Annotated in this window: 17 protein-coding genes; 10 read left to right on the top strand and 7 right to left on the bottom strand. The window is 70.8% G+C overall.

The features are described from left to right. The first annotated feature begins 43 nt into the window (after window positions 1-43). Window positions 44-508 carry a GatB/YqeY domain-containing protein gene (locus ABT034_RS19485; protein ID WP_351216745.1) on the top strand — a complete coding sequence of 155 codons (465 nt, stop codon included), beginning with the start codon at window positions 44-46 and terminating at the stop codon, window positions 506-508. A gap of 103 nt (window positions 509-611) precedes the next feature. On the opposite strand, the gene ABT034_RS19490 is transcribed toward ABT034_RS19485, so the two are convergent. Then, the gene (locus ABT034_RS19490; RefSeq protein ID WP_351216747.1) at window positions 612-2,855 is read right to left on the bottom strand and encodes a transglycosylase domain-containing protein; all 2,244 of its coding nucleotides are present in this window, start codon (window positions 2,853-2,855) and stop codon (window positions 612-614) included. Window positions 2,856-3,429: 574 nt separating this feature from the next. On the opposite strand from ABT034_RS19490, the gene ABT034_RS19495 reads away from it, so the two are divergent. Beyond that, window positions 3,430-3,774: a WhiB family transcriptional regulator gene (locus tag ABT034_RS19495; protein ID WP_026058363.1), complete on the top strand. Its 345-nt coding sequence runs from the start codon at window positions 3,430-3,432 to the stop codon at window positions 3,772-3,774. 6 nt (window positions 3,775-3,780) lie between these two features. On the opposite strand, the gene bagB is transcribed toward ABT034_RS19495, so the two are convergent. Beyond that, the gene (gene bagB, locus ABT034_RS19500; protein ID WP_502972993.1) at window positions 3,781-5,136 is read right to left on the bottom strand and encodes an ATPase BagB; all 1,356 of its coding nucleotides are present in this window, start codon (window positions 5,134-5,136) and stop codon (window positions 3,781-3,783) included. Between the two features lie 92 nt (window positions 5,137-5,228). Then, window positions 5,229-6,191, bottom strand: coding sequence for an ATPase BagA (bagA, locus tag ABT034_RS19505; protein ID WP_351216750.1), 963 nt, complete (start codon window positions 6,189-6,191; stop codon window positions 5,229-5,231). A gap of 185 nt (window positions 6,192-6,376) precedes the next feature. Here bagA and sp36 point away from each other — a divergent pair, with 185 nt between their 5' ends. The 5 genes from sp36 to ABT034_RS19530 all read left to right on the top strand — a co-directional run bounded on the left by sp36 (window position 6,377) and on the right by ABT034_RS19530 (window position 9,925). Continuing rightward, window positions 6,377-6,535, top strand: coding sequence for a Sp36 family protein (gene sp36 / locus ABT034_RS19510; protein WP_015034547.1), 159 nt, complete (start codon window positions 6,377-6,379; stop codon window positions 6,533-6,535). After that, complete coding sequence (locus tag ABT034_RS19515) at window positions 6,532-7,002, top strand: RidA family protein (protein WP_073811132.1); 471 nt, start codon at window positions 6,532-6,534, stop codon at window positions 7,000-7,002. The genes sp36 and ABT034_RS19515 overlap by 4 nt, the downstream gene beginning before the upstream one ends. 97 nt (window positions 7,003-7,099) lie before the next feature. Next, window positions 7,100-8,107, top strand: coding sequence for an NUDIX hydrolase (locus ABT034_RS19520; RefSeq protein ID WP_351216752.1), 1,008 nt, complete (start codon window positions 7,100-7,102; stop codon window positions 8,105-8,107). Beyond that, complete coding sequence (locus tag ABT034_RS19525; protein WP_351216754.1) at window positions 8,104-8,934, top strand: MBL fold metallo-hydrolase; 831 nt, start codon at window positions 8,104-8,106, stop codon at window positions 8,932-8,934. Before ABT034_RS19520 ends, ABT034_RS19525 begins: the two co-directional genes overlap by 4 nt. A gap of 106 nt (window positions 8,935-9,040) precedes the next feature. Beyond that, window positions 9,041-9,925, top strand: a complete 885-nt coding sequence (locus ABT034_RS19530; RefSeq protein WP_351216756.1) for a prohibitin family protein — start codon at window positions 9,041-9,043, stop codon at window positions 9,923-9,925. Between the two features lie 73 nt (window positions 9,926-9,998). Here ABT034_RS19530 and ABT034_RS19535 read toward each other — a convergent pair whose 3' ends face one another. Further along, entirely contained in the window at window positions 9,999-10,673 is a 675-nt protein-coding gene (locus ABT034_RS19535) for a Crp/Fnr family transcriptional regulator (RefSeq protein ID WP_015034542.1), read from the bottom strand. Window positions 10,674-10,962: 289 nt separating this feature from the next. On the opposite strand from ABT034_RS19535, the gene nth reads away from it, so the two are divergent. The 3 genes from nth to ABT034_RS19550 all read left to right on the top strand — a co-directional run bounded on the left by nth (window position 10,963) and on the right by ABT034_RS19550 (window position 13,863). After that, complete coding sequence (gene nth / locus ABT034_RS19540; RefSeq protein ID WP_351216758.1) at window positions 10,963-11,787, top strand: endonuclease III; 825 nt, start codon at window positions 10,963-10,965, stop codon at window positions 11,785-11,787. Between the two features lie 97 nt (window positions 11,788-11,884). After that, window positions 11,885-12,616: an NUDIX hydrolase gene (locus ABT034_RS19545; protein WP_351216760.1), complete on the top strand. Its 732-nt coding sequence runs from the start codon at window positions 11,885-11,887 to the stop codon at window positions 12,614-12,616. Between the two features lie 47 nt (window positions 12,617-12,663). Further along, entirely contained in the window at window positions 12,664-13,863 is a 1,200-nt protein-coding gene (locus tag ABT034_RS19550) for a MarP family serine protease (RefSeq protein ID WP_351216762.1), read from the top strand. Between the two features lie 18 nt (window positions 13,864-13,881). Here ABT034_RS19550 and ABT034_RS19555 read toward each other — a convergent pair whose 3' ends face one another. The 3 genes from ABT034_RS19555 to ABT034_RS19565 form a co-directional block, all read right to left on the bottom strand. Then, on the bottom strand, window positions 13,882-14,148 hold the full coding sequence (locus tag ABT034_RS19555; protein WP_351216764.1) for a hypothetical protein: 267 nt from the start codon (window positions 14,146-14,148) through the stop codon (window positions 13,882-13,884). Window positions 14,149-14,268: 120 nt separating this feature from the next. After that, window positions 14,269-15,207: an alpha/beta fold hydrolase gene (locus tag ABT034_RS19560; RefSeq protein ID WP_351216766.1), complete on the bottom strand. Its 939-nt coding sequence runs from the start codon at window positions 15,205-15,207 to the stop codon at window positions 14,269-14,271. Next, window positions 15,204-15,701 carry a phage holin family protein gene (locus tag ABT034_RS19565; protein WP_351216768.1) on the bottom strand — a complete coding sequence of 166 codons (498 nt, stop codon included), beginning with the start codon at window positions 15,699-15,701 and terminating at the stop codon, window positions 15,204-15,206. Before ABT034_RS19565 ends, ABT034_RS19560 begins: the two co-directional genes overlap by 4 nt. Between the last annotated feature and the right edge of the window lie 20 nt (window positions 15,702-15,721).

Below are 15,721 nucleotides of genomic sequence, written 5' to 3' on the forward strand. Positions count from 1 at the left end.
ATGCGCGGGCGGGTGGGGCGGCCCACCTGCCACACTTGACCTCATGACCACGCTCAAGGAGAAGCTCAAGGCCGACCTCAACGCCGCGATCAGGGGGCGCGACGAACTGCGTTCCTCGACCCTGCGGCTGACCATCACCGCGATCACCAAGGAGGAGGTCGCGGGCAAGACCAAGCGCGAACTCTCCGACGACGAGGTGCAGAAGGTGATCGCCAAGGAGGCGAAGAAGCGCCGCGAGGCCGCGGACGCCTTCGCCCAGGGCGGTCGTCTCGAGTCCGCCGAGCGGGAGAAGGCGGAGGGCGTCATCCTCGACGCGTACCTGCCGAAGCAGCTCAGCGACGAGGAGCTCGACGGGATCGTCGCGGAGGCCGTCGAGGAGGCGAAGGCGGCCGGCGCCGAGGGGCCGCGCGCCATGGGCGCCGTCATGAAGATCGTGAACCCGAAGGTGGTCGGCCAGGCCGACGGCGGACGGGTCGCCGCCTCCGTGAAGAAGCTGCTCGCGGGCTGATCCGCGGTAGCGGTAGGGGTACGTTCCGCGGTAACGCCAGTACGAGAGAGGGCGCCCCATCTTGTGGGGCGCCCTCTCCCGTATCGGTACCGGTGTCAGTACGTCAGCGGTTTCCGCCGCGGCCGTTGCCGTTTCCGTTGCCGTTTCCGCCGTCGCCGATCCCGCCGATCAACCCGGGGAACGGGTTGGCCGGGGGCTTCGTGCCGCCCGGCTTGGCGTCGCCCGGCTTGGCCGGCTTGTTCGGGCCGGCGCCGCCCTCCTTGTCCTTGGGCTTCTCGGCCCGCGGTACGGCGATGGGGGCGAAGCGCGGCGTCTCGGAGGCGTCCAGGGCGCCCGTCATCGCGATCTTCCAGATCGGCCCGGGGAGGCAGCCACCGCAGACCTTGTCGTAGACCTGGCCGCCGATGGTGATGTGGTACATCGACTGCTTCTCGCCGACGTCGTCACCGACCCAGACGGCGGTGGACAGGTTCGGGGTGTAGCCCACGAACCAGGCGTCCTTGCGGTCGTTCGTGGTACCGGTCTTGCCCGCGTTGTCGCGGTCGCTGAGACCGGCCTTCGTACCCGTGCCGTCCTCGACGACGCCCTTCAGCATCTGGTTGATCAGGTCGGCGGTGCGCTCGCTCATCGCCCGCGTGCACTTGGTCTGCGGCACGTTCAGCTTGTCGCCGTTGGCGGCCTTGACGGAGTCGATGGCGACCGGGGTGCAGTAGATGCCGCGGGTGGCGAAGGTCGAGTAGACGGCCGCCATGTCGAGCGGGGTGCTCTCCTGGGCGCCGAGGGTGACGGACGGCAGCTGCTGGAGCCGCTTGCCGAGCTCGCGCTCGTATCCGAGGTTCTTCGCCATCGTCAGCGTCTCGCAGAGGCCGGCCATCTGCTCCAGCTTGGCGAAGTACGTGTTGATGGACTTGCCGAGGGCGCTGGTCATGTCATAGGCGCCCTTCTCCGACTCGACCTCGTTGCCGATCTCCCAGGTGGCGTACCCCGCCGGCTTGCCGTCGCAGCGGGTGTAGTCCTTCTCCGGAATGTTGATCTTCCACGGGGTGTCGAAGCTCGTCGCCGGGCTGATGCCCTTCTCCAGGGCCGCCGCCGCCGTGATCGGCTTGAAGGTCGAGCCGACCTGGAAGCCGTACGTCGTGCCGCCCATCTTGCTGCCGACGGCGAGGTTCAGCGTCGTCTGGTTCTGCTTCTGGTCCAGGCCGTACGGGCGGGACTGGCCCATCGAGAGGATCTTGCCGGTGCGGGGCTGGACCTGCACCACCGAGGCGGCGACCGGGTCGTCCTTGTTGATCTTCGCGACGGCGGCCTCGTTGGCGGCGGCCTGGGCGCGCGGGTCGAGCGTGGTCTTGACGGTGAGGCCGCCCAGGTTCCACAGCTTCTGGCGCTCCTCGGCCGTCTTCCCGAAGACCGGGTCGGTGAGGATCGTCTTGCGGACGTAGTCGCAGAAGAAGCCGGCGCCGTCGACGGCGGTGATGCAGCCGTTCTTCGGGGACTTGACCTTCAGCTTGAGCGGAGCGGCCATCGCCCTGTCCGCCTCGGCCTGGCTGATGTCCTTCACGTCGGCCATCCGCTGGAGGACCACGTTCCGCCGCTTGGTGGCTTCCTGGATGTCGTTGATCGGGTCGTAGCGGCTCGGCGACTGGACGAGACCGGCCATCATCGCCGCCTCGCCCAGGTTCAGGTCGGCGGCGCGCTTGGAGAAGTACCGCTGGGAGGCGGCCTCGATGCCGTACGCCTGCTGCCCGAAGAAGGTGATGTTGAGGTAGTTCTCCAGGATCTTCTTCTTGCCCAGCTCCTCCTCGACCTGGATCGCGAACTTCAGCTCGCGGATCTTGCGGCCGATGGTCTGCTGGGTGGCCTGCGCGACCTTCTCGGGGTCGTCACCGGCCTCCTCGACGAAGACGTTCTTCACGTACTGCTGGGTGAGCGTGGACGCGCCCTGCGCGACCCCGCCCTCCTGCGCGTTGCGGTTGATCGCGCGCAGCACGCCCTTGAGGTCGATCGCCCCGTGCTCGTAGAAGCGGCCGTCCTCGATCGCGACGATCGCCTTCTGCATGTACGGGGAGATCTTCTCCAGCGGTACGACCTTGCGGTCCCGCGAGTACACCGTGGCGAGGAGACCGCCCTCGGAGTCGAGGATCGTGGTGCGCTGACTCAGCGGTGGGGTCTTCAGGTTGGAGGGGATCTCGTCGAACCCCTCGACCGTCCCCTTCGCGGCCAGCCCGAGTGCGCCGGCCGCGGGCAGGGCGATGCCCGCCAGCACGGCTCCGGAGAGCACACTGACACCAAGGAACTTGGCGGCCTGCTGGGTCCCGGTCAGACCACCGCCCGAGCGCTTCTTTGCCATGGGGGCAGCCTAATCCGTAGAGATGAGCGAACCGCAGGAGCATGGGCTGTTCGGAGCGTTCGAGTACCAGACCGTGACATCCGGAGGCGGCCGGCCCTTCGAGGCCTCCTGCCAGCGGGGAGTGAGGAGCGGCCGACGGGCCTGACGGCACAGCAACGCGAGGTGCCTACGTTCTCATTCGCCGGACACACGTATATGCCTTGGCCTAAGCTGCTCCCAACTGTCACAGCAGTGTGGTCTGGCATCAAGACCCGGGTGTGACATCGGCATGAATCCCCATGACCCCGAAACATGGGGAGCTCGTGTCCGATTCCGGCTCATGCGTCACACGGTGTCCGAAGTGACCCCGTCGAGGAAGCGCGTATCCGCTCGGATATGTCCGCTATCACACGCATGTCCTTCGATCACTCCCCTGGGTGATCTGACGCGCACGCATAGTCCGTTCGGGCCATCCAAGATTGGGCCCGAAGGGGGTGTTGCGCTGTGCCCACCTTCCGTAACGTCCCAACTGGCAGCGGTGAATATGCCGCTGCCGCCGTGGGGGAGCCTCGATTCGGGAGAGGACGGCGCCGGTATGGGCTGGGTAGCTGACTGGAGTGCGCAGGCGGCCTGCCGCACTACCGATCCGGATGAACTTTTCGTGCAGGGAGCGGCACAGAACAGGGCAAAGGCGGTGTGCACCGGATGCCCGGTGCGGACCGAGTGCCTCGCCGACGCGCTCGACAACCGCGTGGAGTTCGGCGTGTGGGGCGGCATGACGGAGCGCGAGCGCCGCGCCCTGCTGCGCCGCAGGCCGACCGTCACCTCGTGGCGGCGGCTCCTGGAGACCGCGCGCACGGAGTACGAGCGGGGAGCGGGCCTGCTGCCCGTGGCGATGGAGGACGACGCGACGTACGAGGCGTACGCCGCGGTGGGCTAGCCCCCGTCAGGCCGACGGTCTTCGTCCGGTCGTGAGCCGGTCGCCGATGGCCCGCAGTCCGGCGAGGTCGTGCACATCGCCGGGCAGGGCCGCCACCTCGGCCACCGCCACTTCGGGGTGGAGCGCGGTGAAGCGGTCCCGCGTGCGCTGCTCACGCGTGAGCACCCGCATGCGTTCGGCATGCAGGCGCAGAAGTCCCGCGGTGAGATGTCGTACGTCCCTATCGGCCGTGCTGTCGTGCGGTGTGCCCCGGTCGGCTGTGGGGGCAGCCCCGGGTACGGGAGGTGCGGCGGCGGTGGCGAGGTCGGACGGCTCGGGCTCCGTGGTCGGGGAGCCACTCAGCTCAGTCTTCCCGCCCCCCTGATCCACAATCCGCCCCTCGTCAAGATTTTCCGCGGCGGCCCGCGCCCGCTCGGCCGACAGCCGGGCGGCCCCACTGCCGTGCACCCGGTTGAGGACGAGACCGGCCAGCGGCATCTCCTCGGCGGCCAGCCGCTCCACGAAGTACGCGGCCTCGCGCAGCGCGTCCCGCTCCGGCGTGGCCACCACGAGGAAGGCCGTGCCCGGGGCCTGGAGCAGCTTGTACGTGGCGTCGGCGCGGGTCCGGAAACCGCCGAACATCGTGTCCATCGCCGCGACGAACGTCTGCACGTCCTTCAGGAACTGACCCCCGAGCAGCTTCCCCAGGGTCCCCGTCATCATCGACATGCCGACGTTGAGGAACTTCATCCCGGCCCGGCCGCCCACCTTCGCCGGCGCCATCAGGAGCTTGATGAACTTCCCGTCGAGGAACGACCCGAGCCGCTTCGGCGCGTCCAGGAAGTCCAGGGCGGACCGGGACGGCGGGGTGTCCACGACGATCAGGTCCCACTCGTCGCGCGCCCGGAGCTGGCCCAGCTTCTCCATCGCCATGTACTCCTGCGTACCGGCGAACCCGGCCGACAGGGACTGGTAGAAGGGGTTCTCCAGGATCGCCCGGGCCCGCTCGGGGTCCGCGTGCGCCTCGACGATCTCGTCGAAGGTCCGCTTCATGTCCAGCATCATGGCGTGCAGTTGACCGCCGTCGGAGCCCTTGATGCCGGCGACCTCGCGCGGGGTGTTGTCGAGGGAGTCGATCCCCATCGACTGGGCGAGGCGGCGGGCCGGGTCGATGGTGAGGACGACGACCCGCCGGCCCCGCTCCGCCGCCCGTACGCCGAGGGCCGCGGCGGTGGTCGTCTTGCCGACCCCGCCGGCTCCGCAGCAGACGATGATGCGGGTGCCCCGGTCGTCGAGGATCGGATCGAGGTCAAGAACCGGAACCGGGTCGAGGGCCGGGCCCTGAACCGGGTCGAGGGCCGAGCCCGGAACGTCGATCTCCAGGCCTGGAACGTCGAGCTCCGGGCCAGGAACGTCGAGCTCCGGGTCCGGAACCGTGTCGGGCCCGACCCCGGCGGAGCCCGCAGCCTTCTCCGTCACGCGCCCACCCCTTGCTTCCGCAGTTCCTTCGCCAGTCGGTAGAGCCCCGCGATGTCCGCCCCGTCCCCCAGGTAGGGGAGCTCGTACGAAGGGACGCCGATGCCGTCCAGGACCGCGCGCTGCGTCCGCTCCAGCTCCACCCGACGGGCGTGCTCGGCCGCCTGGTCGAGCAGCGGCTCGACGAGCGTCGTGCCGCCCGTGACGCCGGCGGAGACCAGGGTCCTGGCGATCGCGTCCCGGTGGTCGCCGGAGGCGGCCCGTACCGCCGCCTCGTCGAGGACGTGCGGCCGGACCATGTTCACCACGACCCGCCCCACCGGCAGTTCGGCATCACGGAGCTCCGCGATGCCGTCCGCGGTCTCCTGGACCGGCATCTCCTCCAGGAGGGTCACCAGATGGACCGCCGTCTCCGGGGACTTGAGGACCCGCATGACGGCCTGCGCCTGGTTGTGTATCGGACCGATCCTCGCCAGGCCCGCCACCTCGTCGTTGACGTTGAGGAAGCGGGTGATGCGGCCCGTGGGCGGCGCGTCCATGACCACGTGGTCGTACGTGTGGCCGCCGTGCTTCTCGCGCCGCCGGACGGCCTCGCAGGCCTTGCCGGTCAGCAGGACGTCCCGTACGCCCGGCGCTATCGTCGTCGCGAAGTCGATCGCGCCGAGCTTCTTCAGGGCCCGCCCCGCACTGCCCAGTTTGTAGAACATCTGGAGGTAGTCGAGGAGCGCGCGCTCGGCGTCGATCGCCAGCGCGTACACCTCCCCGCCGCCCGGGGCGACGGCGATCTTGCGCTCCTCGTACGGAAGGGCTTCCGTCTCGAAGAGCTGTGCGATGCCCTGCCTGCCTTCGACCTCGACGAGGAGGGTGCGCTTGCCCTCCGTCGCGAGGGCGAGGGCGAGGGCGGCGGCGACCGTCGTCTTACCGGTACCACCCTTGCCGCTGACGACCTGGAGCCTGCTCACGTTGTCGAGCCTAACCACTGGCGGCGGCGCCCAATCAGGTGGCCGCCCCGGAGAAGCTCCCTAGGGGGAGCTTCGGGGTGAGCCCCGACGGCGAGCGTCGGTGGGGGCGCGAGGTGCGCCTCGGAGGGGAGCTTCCGGGGCTGCCCCGAAGAGCTGCCCGGCGGCCAGCGGATACAGTCGGGCCCATGACCAAGTGGGAGTACGTCACGGTGCCGCTTCTGGTGCACGCGACCAAGCAGATTCTGGACACCTGGGGCGAGGACGGCTGGGAGCTCGTCCAGGTCGTGCCCGGGCCGAACAACCCCGAGCAGCTCGTGGCCTACCTGAAGCGGGCCAAGTCGTGAGCGGGGCCGTCGAGGCGAAGCTCGCCGAGCTGGGCCTGACCCTGCCGGCGGTCGTGCCGCCCCTGGCCGCCTACCAGCCGGCCGTGCAGTCCGGCGTGTACGTCTACACCTCGGGCCAGCTCCCGATGGTGGACGGCAAGCTCCAGCTGACCGGCAAGGTCGGCGGCGAGGTCACCGCAGAGGAGGCCAAGCAGCTCGCGGCCACCTGCGCGCTGAACGCGCTCGCGGCCGTGAAGTCGGTCGCCGGTGACCTGGACCGGATCAAGCGGGTCGTGAAGGTCGTCGGGTTCGTCGCCTCCGCCCCCGACTTCACCGGGCAGCCCGGCGTCATCAACGGCGCCAGCGAGCTGCTCGGCGCGGTCCTCGGCGACAAGGGCGTGCACGCGCGCAGTGCCGTCGGCGTGACCGTGCTGCCGCTCGACGCCCCGGTCGAGGTCGAGGTCCAGGTGGAGCTCGTCGAGGCCTGACCGCCCGTCGTACGTCAATACGTGACACAGAGCCGGTTCACCCGTCAGGGAGGATCGGCTCTCGTGCATTCCTGTGCTTGCGCATAGCATCCGGCCCATGTCGAATGGTCAGCCGAAGCAGTCGAGCGAGCCGAGCGATCGGCCGGAACAGGCGAGTCAGCCGCCGCAGGCGAGCGCGCCGAGTCCGTCGGAGCCGTCCGGCGAACCCGGTCCGGCGGAGCCGTCGGTCCGGCCCCGGCGGGCGAACGGCCAGTGGTACCCGCCCGAGTGGCCCGACCGCATCCGCGCCCTCGCCGCCGGTGAGCTCACCCCGGTGACCCCCCGGCGCGCCGCGACCGTCCTGCTCCTGCGGGACGGGGCGGCCGGGCCCGACGTCCACATGCTGCGCCGCCGTACCTCCATGGCCTTCGCGGGCGGCGCGTACGCCTACCCCGGCGGCGGTGTCGACCCGCGCGACGAGCACCCGGTGCGCTGGGCGGGACCCTCCCGGGAGACCTGGGCGGCCCGGCTCGGCCTCGACGACCCCGCGCAGGCCCAGGCCGTGGTCTGCGCCGCCGTACGCGAGACGTACGAGGAGGCGGGCGTCCTGCTCGCCGGGGAGACCGAGGAGGGGGTCGTCGGCGACACGACCGGCGAGGAGTGGGAGCGGGACCGGGAGGCGCTCGTCGCCCGGGAGCTGTCCTTCGCCGACTTCCTGGACCGGCGCGGGCTCGTGCTCCGCTCCGACCTGCTCGGCGCGTGGGCCCGCTGGATCACGCCGGAGTTCGAACAGCGCCGGTACGACACCTGGTTCTTCGTGGCCGTGCTGCCGGCCGGGCAGCGCACCCGGAACGCCTCCACGGAGGCCGACCGCACCGTCTGGATCCGTCCGGCGGAGGCCGCCGCCGGCTACGACCGGGGTGAGCTGACGATGATGCCGCCGACGATCTCGACCCTGCGCGCCCTGGAGGGGTACGGCACGGCGGCCGATGCCCTCGCGGCGGCGGAGGGGCGGGATCTGACCCCCGTGCTCGCCCACGCGCGCGTGGAGGGCGAGGAACTGGTCCTGAGCTGGCCGGGCCACGAGGAGTTCACGAAGATCATCCCCGTGGGAGGCGAGCGATGAGCGACGCCGCCGCCCTGCCGGGGCAGCCACGCGGGCGCGTGGTCTCCGGGCCCGCGACCGACCGCGCCGTGAACGTCCTCGCGCCGAACCCGTCCGCGATGACCCTCGACGGCACCAACACCTGGCTCCTGTCCGAGCCCGGCTCCGACCTCGCCGTCGTGGTCGACCCGGGCCCGCTCGACGAGACCCATCTGCGGCACGTGATCGAGACGGCCGAGAAGCTCGGCAAGCGGATCGCGCTCACCCTGCTGACCCACGGCCACTGGGACCACGCGGAGGGCGCCGGCCGCTTCGCGGAGCTGACGGGGACGGCCGTACGGGCCCTGGATCCGGCGCTGCGGCTCGGCGACGAGGGGCTCGGCGCGGGGGACGTGGTGACGGTCGGCGGCCTGGAGCTGCGCGTCGTCCCGACGCCCGGCCACACCTCGGACTCGCTCTCCTTCCACCTGCCCGCCGACCGTGCGGTGCTCACGGGCGACACGATCCTGGGGCGCGGGACGGCGATGGTGGCGCATCCGGACGGGCGGCTCGGCGACTACCTGGACTCGCTGCGGCGGCTGCGCTCGCTCACCGTCGACGACGGGGTGAGGACGGTCCTGCCGGGGCACGGGCCGGTCCTGGAGGACGCGCAGGGGGCCGTGGAGTTCTATCTGACGCACCGGGCGAGCCGGCTCGCGCAGGTCGAGACGGCGGTCGCGAGCGGTCACCGGACGGCGGCGGAGGTCGTCGCCCATGTGTACGCGGACGTGGACCGCTCGCTGTGGCCGGCGGCCGAGCTGTCCGTACGGGCGCAGCTGGAGTTCCTGCGGGAGCGGGGCCCCGTGTAGCGGGACGTCACGATCCTGTCCCGGGGCGGACCCCGGCCCTGCGGCGTTCTTGACCCGTGTTTTACGCTCCGCTTACTTCTGGCCGTAGCTTTCGGGGGGAACGCCCGTGTTCGTCATCGCCATCCTGCTGCTCATCGCCGCAGTGGTGCTCTACTTCGTCGCCCGCTCGAACGAATCGAAGGGGCTGAAGCTCGGCGCCGTCGGCGCCGTGGTCGCCGGCCTCTTCTCGCTGGTCTTCAGCATGACGTACGTGATCAGCGCGTACGAGGTCGGTGTGCCGGTCGCCTTCGGCAAGGTCGGCTCGCCCATGACCTCGGGCATGCACGTGAAGTCGCCCTTCACCGACGTGACGACCTTCTCCACCCGTCCCGTCGACCTCAACCTCTCCGACAAGGACGTCGTCGAGGTCCGCTCCTCGCAGGGCGGTGTCATGTACGTCGAGGTCACGGTCAAGTGGGCCGTCGTCCCGTCCAAGTCCGTCGAGCTGTACAAGCTCGCGGGCAGCGAGGACGCCATCCAGCAGCGGCTCGTCTACCCCGACAGCCGGGAGATCGTCCGCAACGTCTTCGCCCGCTACACGAGCGAGCAGGGGTACGCGACCGACCGCGAGAAGATCAACGCGGAGATCGGCGTCCTGATCAAGGAGCGCCTGGCCCCGCGCGGCATCGACGTGACCACGGTCAACCTGCGCAACGTGAAGCCCTCGGACGCCCTCCAGGGCCAGATCGACCGCAAGATCCAGCAGCAGCAGGCCACCGAGCGGGCCACCGAGGCCGCCCGTACCGCCAAGGCCGAGTCCGACCGGCGCCGGATCGAGGCGGAGGGCATCGCCCGCGCCAACAAGATCCTCAACGACTCGCTGACGGACAGGGTCCTCATGAACCAGTGCATCGACGCGTTCAAGGAGGCTGCGGCGAAGAACCCGATCTACACCGTGCCCTGCGCGAACGGCGCCTCCGCCCCGGTGATCGTGGACGGTTCGAAGCGCTGACGCGCGCGTACGTACGCAAAAGGCCGCCCCGGTCGTCGGACCGGGGCGGCCTTTTGCGTACGTACGCGCGTGCTTACCGCGAGCGCTTCGCGAGGCGCTCCACGTCGAGGAGGATCACGGCGCGGGCCTCCAGGCGCAGCCAGCCGCGCTGGGCGAAGTCGGCGAGCGCCTTGTTGACCGTCTCGCGGGAGGCACCGACCAGCTGGGCCAGCTCCTCCTGGGTGAGGTCGTGGACGACGTGGATGCCCTCCTCCGACTGCACGCCGAAGCGGCGCGACAGGTCGAGGAGCGCGCGGGCCACCCGGCCCGGGACGTCGGAGAAGACCAGGTCGGACATCTGGTCGTTGGTCTTGCGCAGGCGGCGGGCGACGGCGCGCAGCAGCGCGGTGGCCACCTCGGGGCGGGCGTTCAGCCAGGGCTGGAGGTCGCCGTGGCCGAGGCCGAGCAGCTTGACCTCGGTCAGCGCGGTCGCGGTCGCGGTGCGCGGGCCCGGGTCGAACAGCGACAGTTCGCCGATGAGCTCGCCGGGGCCGAGGACGGCCAGCATGTTCTCGCGGCCGTCGGGGGAGGTGCGGTGCAGCTTCACCTTGCCCTCGGTGACCACGTACAGGCGGTCGCCGGGGTCGCCCTCGTGGAAGAGCGCGTCGCCACGGGCGAGCGTCGCCTCACTCATCGAGGCGCGCAGCTCGGCTGCCTGCTCGTCATCGAGCGCCGCGAAGAGCGGGGCGCGCCGCAGAACGTCGTCCACGAGTTCTCTCCATACTGTCGACCTGCTCAGGGAACCTGTCCCATGATGCCGGACGTACACAACAGTGCGATCAATCACAACAAGTCTGACGCACCGAGTCGCCCGTCCGTACGTCAGGGGCCCGATTGGGGGCTGATCGGCCACGCCCGGGGCGGATGTCGGTGGTGGCCCCTAGGCTGGTCGGGTGTCCAACTCGCCGGTGACAGCGCAGGCCAAGGGGGCTGGAAGAGTGTCGGCCGAAGGTAATTCCGCCGTGGGCGAACACGGCGTGTCGAAACGCGCAAAAGCGATGAATCGGAAGCCCGTGGAGTCCGCGAAGCCTGCCAAGCCGGTCAGACCCGCCAAGCCCGAGTCGCGGCTCGCGATGGTCCGCAGGGCGCGCAAGATCAACCGGGAGCTGGCCGAGGTCTACCCGTACGCCCATCCGGAGCTCGACTTCCGCAACCCCTTCGAGCTGCTCGTCGCGACGGTGCTCTCGGCGCAGACCACCGACCTGCGGGTCAACCAGACCACGCCCGCCCTCTTCGCCACGTACCCCACGCCCGAGGACCTCGCGGCCGCCGTTCCCGAGGAGGTCGAGGAGCTCATCCGCCCCACCGGCTTCTTCCGCGCCAAGACCAAGTCGATCATGGGTCTCGCCACCGCCCTGAGGGACGACTTCGGGGGCGAGGTCCCGGGCCGCCTCGACGACCTCGTCAAGCTCCCCGGCGTCGGCCGCAAGACCGCCTTCGTCGTCCTCGGCAACGCCTTCGGGGTCCCCGGCATCACCGTGGACACCCACTTCATGCGGCTGGCCCGGCGCTGGAAGTGGACCGAGCAGGAGGACCCGGTGAAGATCGAGGCGGAGATCGCCGAGATCTTCCCGAAGAGCGAGTGGACCATGCTCTCGCACCGGGTGATCTTCCACGGCCGCCGGATCTGCCACGCACGCAAGCCGGCCTGCGGCGCCTGCCCCATCACCCACCTCTGTCCCTCGTACGGAGAGGGCGAGACCGACCCCGAGAAGGCGAGGAAGCTGCTCAAGTACGAGAAGGGCGGCTTCCCGGGCCAGCGGCTCAACCCGCCGCCCGGCTACCCGGGCCTCCCGGCGCCGCCACTGGGAGCGGGCGACTGAGCCCGGCCCGCCGCCCGGCCAGCCCGACCCGCCCGGCCCCGGAGGGCCCGGGGAACGAACCCGTCCATCGATGGCGTTGTGAAACACGGGGGTGCCTATGACGCGCACTGACGAAGAGATCCACGACGAGGACGTCCGTGAAGGACGGGTCCTGCCCGGCACCGGCGGGCTGGTCAGCCGGGACGGGCTGCCCGACTGGCTCGGGACCGTCGACCGGGCCGCCCGCACGGTCGCGCCCGAGCAGCTCAGCCGCTTCCTGCCGCCCGCGAGCGGCGCGGGGCGCCAGTCCGCCGTCCTCGTCCTCTTCGGCGAGGGGGAGCGCGGACCCGAGCTGCTCCTCATGGAGCGGGCCGGCAGCCTGCGCTCGCACGCAGGCCAGCCCTCCTTCCCCGGCGGCGCCCTCGACCCCGAGGACGGCGACCCGGCGGACGGCGGGCTCCTGCGCGCGGCCCTGCGCGAGGCCCAGGAGGAGACAGGCCTCGACCCGGCGGGCGTCCAGATCTTCGGGGTCCTGCCCCAGCTCTACATCCCGGTCAGCGGCTTCGTCGTCACCCCGGTCCTGGGCTGGTGGCGCTCCCCGAGCCCGGTCGGGGTCGTGGACCCCGGGGAGACCGCCCGGGTCTTCACCGTCCCCGTGGCGGATCTCACGGATCCCGCGAACCGCGCGACGGCGGTCCACCCGAGCGGCCACCAGGGCCCCGCGTTCCTGGTCGCGTCCGCTCTGGTCTGGGGTTTCACGGCCGGTGTGATCGACCGGCTGCTGCACTTCTCCGGCTGGGAGCGCCCCTGGGACCGGGCCAAGCAGGTCCCGCTCGACTGGCGGTCATGACAGGCTGAACCCCGGCGACCAGAAACGAATCTGCGAGGCAATAGACGGTGAACGTGCTGGACATCTTGTTGCTGCTCGCCGCCGTGTGGTTCGCGATCATCGGTTACCGCCAGGGATTCGTGGTCGGCATCCTGTCGGTGATCGGCTTCCTCGGCGGCGGTCTCGCCGCCGTTCTGCTGCTGCCGGTCATCTGGAACCAGCTGACCGACCACAGCGAGGTCTCGACCACGGCGACAGTCGTCTTCGTCATGATCGTCATCGTCTGCGCCTCGGTGGGCCAGGCCTTCACGACCCACCTCGGCAACAAGCTGCGCCGTCACATCACCTGGTCTCCCGCGCGCGCCCTCGACGCCACGGGCGGCGCCCTCGTCAACGTCGTCGCGATGCTGCTCGTGGCCTGGCTCCTCGGCTCGCTCCTCGCCGAGACCTCCATGCCCACCGTGGGCAAGGAGGTGCGGAGCTCCAAGGTCCTGCGCGGTGTGGACGTGGTGATACCGGATCAGGCGGACCGCTGGTTCGACGACGTCAGCTCCACCCTGGCCCGCAGCGGCTTCCCGCCGGTCTTCAACTCCTTCGCCAACGAGCCGATCACCCCCGTCCTGCCGCCCGACCCGGCGCTCGCCGACAGCCCCGTCGCCGCCCGCGCCCAGCGCTCCATCGTGAAGGTCGTCGGCACCGCGCAGAGCTGCGGCAAGGTCCTCGAAGGCACCGGTTTCGTCTTCGCCGACCGCCGCATCATGACCAACGCCCATGTCGTCGGCGGCGTCGACGAGCCGACCGTCCAGATCGGCGGCGAGGGCAAGCTGTACGACGCCAAGGTCGTCCTCTACGACTGGCAGCGCGACATCGCCGTCCTGGACGTCCCGGACCTCAAGGCCCCGCCGCTCACCTTCACCGACGAGGACGCCAGGAGCGGCGACGGCGCGATCGTCGCCGGATTCCCGGAGAACGGCTCGTACGACGTGCGCTCGGCCCGCGTCCGGGGCCGTATCGACGCGGACGGGCCCGACATCTACCGCCGCGGTGATGTGCGCAGGGACGTGTACTCGCTGTACACGACGGTCCGTCAGGGCAACTCCGGCGGTCCGCTGCTCACCGAGGACGGCGAGGTGTCCGGCGTGATCTTCGCCCGCTCGCTCGACGACGCGAACACCGGCTACGCCCTGACCGTCGACGAGATCCGTGAGGACATCGAGCTCGGCCGGACCGCCGACCAGCAGGTCGACACCCAGGCCTGCGCTCTCTAGAACCTCAGGCTCCAGAACCTAGGGGGTGTCGCGGGGGTGCCTGAGCCGGGCCGAGACCCAGCGGGCCCGGCGGCGCAGGATGCGCGAGATGCCCACGTCCTGCCCGCCCGGGGCTTCCCCCTGCCGCATGCCGGACATCCCTGCCTCCCGCACGGTGTGCGAGGCCTCCTGCACGGCGTGCGAGCCGCCGGAGTCCGGCGGGCCACCCCCGTCGCGGGGGCCCGGCCCGGAGGCCGAGCGGCGGTTGCGTGCGGTCGTGTCAGCGTAGTCGTGCGTCCAGCCCATACCTCGACGTCTGCCCGTGGCCCAAGGTCGGTAACCGCCTGAGGGCCCGCCAATCGGAGTATGCGCGAGGCACATGGCCGTTCGGGGAATGCCTGTACGCCCCCCGGAGCGGAGGGACCGTCAGCGGTCGGGCTCGGGGTCCTTCAGCCAGTTGACGAGTTCCGTGGAGAAGGCCACCGGGTCCTCCTCGTGCGGGAAGTGACCGAGACCGTCGAACAGCCGCCAGCGGTACGGCGCCTCGACGTACTCGCCCGACCCCGCCGCGCTCCGGGTCCTCATCACCGGGTCAAGGGACCCGTGCAGATGGAGCGTCGGCACCCGTACCGGCCGCTTCATGCGCCGGTTGAACTGGATGCCGTCCGGGCGCGCCAGGGAGCGCACCATCCAGCGGTACGGCTCGATCGCGCAGTGCGCCGTCGAAGGGACCAGCATCGCCCGCCGGTACACCTCGATCGCCTCGTCGTCGGAGGCGCGCCGGGGCTGCGGCCCCGACCAGTCCCGGATCAGTTCGCCGACGAGCTCGGCGTCGTCCGCGACGAGCTGACGCTCCGGCAGCCACGGCCGCTGGAAGCCCCAGACGTGCGAGCCGGCCCGCGACTGCGCGAAGTCCGAGAGCATCGCCGAGCGCCAGCGGCGCGGGTGCGGCATCGAGGAGACGGCGAGCCGGCGCACCAGCTTGGGCCGCATCACGGCCGCCGTCCAGGCGAGGTACCCGCCGAGGTCGTGCCCGACGAGCGCCGCGTCCGGCTCGCCCAGGGACCGGATGACGCCGGTGATGTCGAGGGCGAGGTTGGCGGGGTCGTAACCCCGGGGTGTGCGGTCGCTGCCCCCGACGCCCCGCAGGTCCATCGCGACGGCCCGGAATCCGGCCTCCGCAAGGACCGGAAGCTGATGGCGCCAGGTCCACCAGAACTGCGGGAAGCCGTGCAGGAGCAGCACCAGCGGGCCGTCGCCCATCTCGGCGATGTGGAAGCGGGCGCCGTTGGCGGCCACGTCACGATGGGTCCACGGCCCGTCGAGCCGTACGGGCCCGCCGTTGCCGCTCTCGGGGAGGGTCATACGGACGAGCGTGCCACAGCGGCGGGCCTGCCCAGCGCCTTGTCGAGGGCCTTGTCGTACTCGGGGCGCGGGTGGGGCTTGACGTTCTGCATGATCGCGGCCGTCTGCTTGGCGGACGTGATGGTCTTCTCCGGCGGCTTGACCTTCTTGAACTTGGCGACGGCGATCGCCCCGAGGAGGCTCGCGACCAGCACGTTGAAGGCGAAGGACAGCAGGAAGCACCAGACGAGGTTCCAGCCCCCGTTGCCGTTGTGCCCGCCGGTCCAGGTGTTGATGGCGTACGCGAGCGCGAAGCTCAGCATCGGCAGCGAGAACAGCAGCACCACGAGGGCGCCGATCCCCATGATGCTGCCGAGCGCGCCGCGCTTGACGTCCTGGCGCAGTTCGGCCTTGGCCAGGGCGATCTCATCGTGCACCAGCGCGGACATCTCGGCTGTCGCCGAGGCGACCAGCTGGCCGAGGCTGCGCTCGGTTCCGTCGTACGGGTCGCTCATCGGTGCTCCCTCTTCTCTTC

This window comes from Streptomyces sp. NPDC002773, assembly GCF_040295605.1.
In the GTDB taxonomy this organism is placed as follows: Bacteria; Actinomycetota; Actinomycetes; order Streptomycetales; family Streptomycetaceae; genus Streptomyces.